The sequence below is a fragment of the Aliivibrio kagoshimensis genome, assembly GCF_050337105.1.
Lineage (GTDB): Bacteria > Pseudomonadota > Gammaproteobacteria > Enterobacterales > Vibrionaceae > Aliivibrio_A > Aliivibrio_A kagoshimensis.
In genome coordinates this window covers 1-5,453 of the sequence record NZ_JAKJSQ010000124.1, presented here as the reverse complement: position 1 = coordinate 5,453, position 5,453 = coordinate 1, and the positions used below count along the sequence as shown (strand labels likewise).

Here is a 5,453-nt window from a genome sequence, read left to right as displayed (position 1 = left end):
TTATTAGATCGAATAAATATATATCATAAAATCATGGACTTAAAATTTCATCGTGGAAATGGAGAATTATGGTGGTGCGAGATGAATATAGGGAAAGTTGTAACGTGGCGATAAAGTGAGCAGGTAACTTTTCTGGGGAAAACTACTGTATTAGTTGTTGACATCTACAAAGGGGAGTGGTGGCATTTGTCTAGGAGGACGGACATATTACGTGATGTAAAAATAGAAATCTAGATCCAATCGTCACATTATTTGATTTTGTTTTAGTTTTCCCCATTTTTGGCATCTAAGCGTGCAAATGATGACGATAACGGCAAAAGTAGTGTATATTTTCACAGTATTCGCGTTGGGGCGTTTAGTAATTGATGGTAATGGGGTGACATGGTGAGCAGTGAATTTGAATTAGTATCAGAGTATCAACCAGCGGGTGATCAGCCAACGGCGATCAACGATTTATATAGTGGGCTGGACTCGGGTTTAGCTCATCAGACGTTATTAGGGGTGACGGGGTCAGGTAAAACATTCACTTTAGCGAATGTGATTGCTAAATCTGGTCGTCCTACTTTGATCATGGCCCCTAATAAAACGTTAGCGGCGCAGTTGTATGGGGAGATGAAAGCTTTTTTCCCAAATAATGCGGTTGAGTACTTTGTCTCTTACTACGACTATTATCAACCTGAAGCGTATGTTCCAACAACCGACACCTTTATTGAAAAAGATTCCTCCGTTAACGCACACATTGAACAAATGAGGCTTTCAGCCACCAAAGCGTTATTAGAGAGGAAAGACGCCATTATTGTCTCATCGGTATCGGCTATTTATGGCTTAGGTGATCCAGACTCATATTTAAAAATGATGCTGCATTTACGCCGCGGGGATTTTATTAATCAACGAGATATTGTAAGGCGGTTAGCTGAATTGCAGTATTCTCGCAATGATATGGCTTTCGAGAGAGGGACTTTTCGAGTTCGAGGCGAGGTGATTGATGTTTTTCCTGCAGAGTCAGAGCACGATGCAATACGAATTGAGTTGTTTGATGATGAAGTAGAGCGAATCAGTATTTTTGATCCGCTAACCGGTTCCATTACTCAAAAAGATCTTCCACGCTGCACGGTTTATCCTAAAACGCACTACGTCACCCCGAGAGAGAAAATTCTAGACGCCATCGAGCAGATAAAAGTGGATCTCACTGTTCGACAAGCGCAGCTTCTGGACAGTAATAAACTGATTGAAGAGCAACGTATCACCCAGCGAACACAATTTGATATTGAGATGATGAATGAATTGGGGTTCTGTTCGGGCATTGAGAACTACTCTCGGTATTTAAGTGGTCGTGCCGATGGAGAGTCACCCCCTACGTTGTTTGATTACCTGCCTAAAGATGGGCTGTTAATCATTGATGAATCTCATGTGACGGTGTCGCAGATTGGTGCCATGTATAAAGGGGACCGATCACGTAAAGAGACGCTGGTTGAGTATGGCTTTCGTTTACCGTCTGCGCTCGATAATCGTCCATTAAAGTTTGAAGAGTTTGAATCTATCGCCCCACAAACTATTTATGTCTCTGCAACGCCAGGTAATTATGAATTAGAAAAGTCGGGAAGTGATATTGCCGAGCAGGTTGTACGTCCTACTGGATTATTGGATCCTGAACTTGAGGTGCGACCGGTTGCCACGCAGGTTGATGATCTGTTGTCTGAGATCCGCGTTAAAGAGAAACTAAATGAGAGAGTGCTGGTTACTACATTAACTAAGCGTATGGCAGAAGATTTAACGGAGTATCTGGATGAACACGGCGTTCGAGTGCGTTATTTACACTCTGATATCGATACGGTAGAGAGAGTTGAAATAATACGAGATCTTAGATTGGGTGAGTTTGATGTGTTAGTGGGCATTAACTTACTGCGTGAGGGCTTAGATATGCCAGAAGTCTCATTGGTCGCTATCTTAGATGCCGATAAAGAGGGGTTCTTACGTTCTGAACGCTCACTGATCCAGACCATTGGTCGAGCGGCTAGGCACATTAATGGTAAAGCCATTTTGTATGCGGATAAGATCACGGGGTCGATGGAACGAGCGATGGGCGAAACGAATCGCCGCCGAGCCAAACAGCAACAACATAATGAGAACATGGGGGTGAAACCTCAAGCTTTGAACAAGCGTGTGGGTGACATTTTAGAACTAGGGAATGCGGCGAAGCATAAGGTTCGTAAGGCACCCAAAATAGCGCTATCAAAAGTGGCTGAGCCTTCTGCCGAATATGTCAGTTTTACACCGCAACAGCTGGATAAAGAGATCGCTAGGTTGGAGCAGGTGATGTATGAGCACGCCCAAAATCTGGAGTTTGAAATGGCAGCACAAACGAGAGATGAAATTGAAGAGTTGAGGAAGAGATTTATAATAAATAGTTGATTAACTTTGGATTATAGTTAAAAAAAAAGCCATCCGTAATAAATTCGGGTGGCTTTATTGTTCATGTGAATTTGCATTCACTAACAACGTCAGTTGGCTAGGTGATTCTTTTGGCTTAAAAGAATCATAGTTAATATAGCAAAGTTCGAGCCAATCATTAAAGTCAAAAAGATGACATAAAACCTAGAACCTATCACATTGTTTGTATTTATTTTTCGCATATTGCAAATCGATATGCGAAAATAATTTGCAATATGCAACATAGTGCTGCTTTGTTGAGTTGTATCGTTGAAGGGGGTTGTAATGGCAAAAATGATTGGTAAAAGTATTTTAATGGTTGAGGATACCATATCCGTTGCGGCGCTCTACCGTTCATACCTAAACCCATTAGGTTACGATGTTGAGATTGTTATTACGGGTAAACTGGCCTTAGAACAGATTCAATATTGCAAACCTGACCTCATTCTTTTAGATCTTCATTTACCCGATATGCCTGGTATGGATGTATTGCATGAAGTGAGAGTCATACATCCTGATATTCCTATCATTTTAATGACTGCGCATGGTTCCATCGACTCTGCAGTTGAAGCTATGCGGTTTGGTGCCCAAGATTTTCTACTTAAGCCATGTTCTGCAGATAAGCTACGGATAACGGTACAAAACGCACTTCATCAAGCCAATAAGAAAAGTATGGGGCATGAGAGAGATGTGCTCCAAAATAGAAGTCATCAAGGGTTTATTGGTAGCAGTCTGTTAATGCAAAAAGTGTATCGTGTGATTGATTCAGCAGCATCGAGCAAAGCGACAGTCTTTATTACCGGCGAGAGCGGAACAGGTAAAGAAGTGTGTGCAGAGGCAGTACATGCGAGAAGTCGTCGAGGCGATAAAGATTTCATTGCCATTAACTGCGCAGCTATTCCCACCGATTTAATTGAAAGTGAGCTTTTTGGTCACATAAAAGGGGCATTTTCAGGCTCGGTGGCCGATCGGCAAGGCGCTGCTGAATTAGCCGATGGCGGTACGCTGTTTCTTGATGAAATTTGTGAGATGAGTTTAGAGGTACAGAAGAAATTACTTCGCTTTATACAGACTGGCACCTTTCAGAAGGTTGGATCTTCAGAGATGAAGAGAGTGGATGTACGTTTTATTTGTGCCACGAATAGAGATCCTTGGAAAGAGGTAGAGGGGGGGCGATTCCGTGAAGATTTGTACTACCGTTTACATGTGATTCCACTGGCTATGCCGCCATTGCGTGAGCGGGGGGACGATGTGATTGAAATTGGTCACTCGATTCTCGGGCATATGTCAAAAGAGGAGGGGAGGGACTTTATTACTTTCAGCCGCGAAGTGACAACCCGGTTTGAAGAGTATGACTGGCCTGGCAATGTCAGACAGCTGCAAAATGTGATTCGAAATATTGTGGTGTTAAATAAAGGTAAAGAGGTAACCGTAGCCATGTTACCCGCTCCGTTAAATGTCGAACCCGTGGCGGTAGAACCTGAAGCATCAAAACTACCAATGCAGAATACGAAACCTAAAAAAGAGCTGGATAAGATCAGCATTGAAGATACGGTAGCCATTGAGCCGTTATGGGTTGCAGAACGCAGAATTATCGAAATAGCCATCGAAGCTTGCGATGGAAATATTATTAAAGCGGCTTCTTTTTTAGAAGTGAGTCCATCAACGATATATAGAAAAATTCAGCGATGGAGTGAGTAACTCAATGAGTTATGAGTATAGGGGATGATGATGCATTATATAGAGTCTACTGTGTTAAAACAGCTGATTGAAGAGGTCGGAGAGGAGAATCTGGCTATGTTGCTCTCTCTTTTTCGCAATGAGTTACGCGATCAGTTTTCTCTTCTTAACATGCAGGCTTCAATGGTGACTATTGAACAGATAAGCCACAGCTTTAAAAGCAGCGCAGAGAGTTTTGGGGCTAAACCCTTAGCGCTATTAGCCATGAAGTTTGAACACAAAGCGAAAGAAAAAGATGCTGAATGGATAGATCGGCATCTTCACGAGTACCTAAGAGTCATTAGTGCTTCATTGTCTGATATTGAAACACTATTAACGGATAATGAGTTGCTCAATCGCCTCTTTTAGTTTTTCGCGATTATGTCTCCATTCATGATTCGGTGAGGCAAGTTGCGCGGTAATACAGTGATAATCATCAACAAGTTCAGGGTAGGTGATATCACCAATAATACTATCCACTTTACGACCTTGGCATGCTCTTTCACACCATTCCAGCATACTCCTCTTATCCATATAGCTAGCTGGGCCCGCTTCCGGCGACAGGTTGTCAATAAACACCAATTTAGCTGCAGTATTGACTCCGATGGCTTTGCCCAGCTCAGGTAGCAATAACGGAGGCATGATACTGGTTAAAAAGCTCCCTGGGCCTAGAAGAATAAGATCCGCTGTAGAAACGGCTTGAATGGCTTCAGAGGTCGCGGTGACGGCAGGGTCTAAGTAGAGACGCTGAAGCGTTTCAGTCATCTCATCAATATTAGTTTCACCATTCACTCTTATTCCGCTAGTGGTCAGCGCGGCAAGATCGGATGGATGTTCAGACATCGGGATGATTTTGGTTTCAATATTAAGCATATCTCGAATCAGGTTAATCGCGTCTAATGGGCGGATGCTCAAGTTATCAAGCGCGGTGAGCATTAAGTTACCAAGATTGTGCCCATCTAACTCACCATTGCCCTTGAAACGATATTCGAACATCATGGAGCTGATCGAAGGTTCTGTGATTAACTGGTTGATGCAATTTCGAGTGTCTCCCCAGGCAATACCGCCCTGACATTCTCTAATGCGGCCAGTGGACCCTCCATTATCTGTGGTAGCAACGATACCAGTAACATGGCTACCGTGCTCATTAAGTGCTGATAATACACGTCCTAAACCATGACCACCGCCAATGGCAACGATCTGTTTTGATGATGAAGCTGTCATCAACAACCTACCTCTTCGTAGTTAATTAACGGGAGAATTGTCTCAGATCAATATTAAAATTGGAAATTGTTGATCTATAG

4 protein-coding genes are annotated in these 5,453 nt (G+C 42.8%); 3 read left to right on the top strand and 1 reads right to left on the bottom strand.

What is annotated here, in order from left to right:
- Positions 1-384: 384 nt before the first annotated feature.
- From uvrB to L4C32_RS20155, 3 genes are all read left to right on the top strand, one after another.
- Complete coding sequence (uvrB, locus tag L4C32_RS20165) at positions 385-2,412, top strand: excinuclease ABC subunit UvrB (RefSeq protein ID WP_428198681.1); 2,028 nt, start codon at positions 385-387, stop codon at positions 2,410-2,412.
- 303 nt (positions 2,413-2,715) lie between these two features.
- Positions 2,716-4,131, top strand: coding sequence for a sigma-54-dependent transcriptional regulator (locus tag L4C32_RS20160; RefSeq protein WP_428198680.1), 1,416 nt, complete (start codon positions 2,716-2,718; stop codon positions 4,129-4,131).
- Positions 4,132-4,155: 24 nt separating this feature from the next.
- Complete coding sequence (locus L4C32_RS20155) at positions 4,156-4,518, top strand: Hpt domain-containing protein (protein ID WP_428198679.1); 363 nt, start codon at positions 4,156-4,158, stop codon at positions 4,516-4,518.
- On the opposite strand, the gene yvcK is transcribed toward L4C32_RS20155, so the two are convergent.
- Positions 4,483-5,373: a uridine diphosphate-N-acetylglucosamine-binding protein YvcK gene (yvcK, locus tag L4C32_RS20150; RefSeq protein ID WP_428198678.1), complete on the bottom strand. Its 891-nt coding sequence runs from the start codon at positions 5,371-5,373 to the stop codon at positions 4,483-4,485. The two genes, L4C32_RS20155 and yvcK, sit on opposite strands and share 36 nt — an antisense overlap.
- Between the last annotated feature and the right edge of the window lie 80 nt (positions 5,374-5,453).

Coding starts and splice junctions, on each gene's coding strand:
- L4C32_RS20160 (WP_428198680.1), top strand. CDS start 2,716: ATGGCAAAAATGATTGGTAAAAGTATTTTAATGGTTGAGGATACCATA.
- L4C32_RS20155 (WP_428198679.1), top strand. CDS start 4,156: ATGATGATGCATTATATAGAGTCTACTGTGTTAAAACAGCTGATTGAA.
- yvcK (WP_428198678.1), bottom strand. CDS start 5,373: ATGACAGCTTCATCATCAAAACAGATCGTTGCCATTGGCGGTGGTCAT.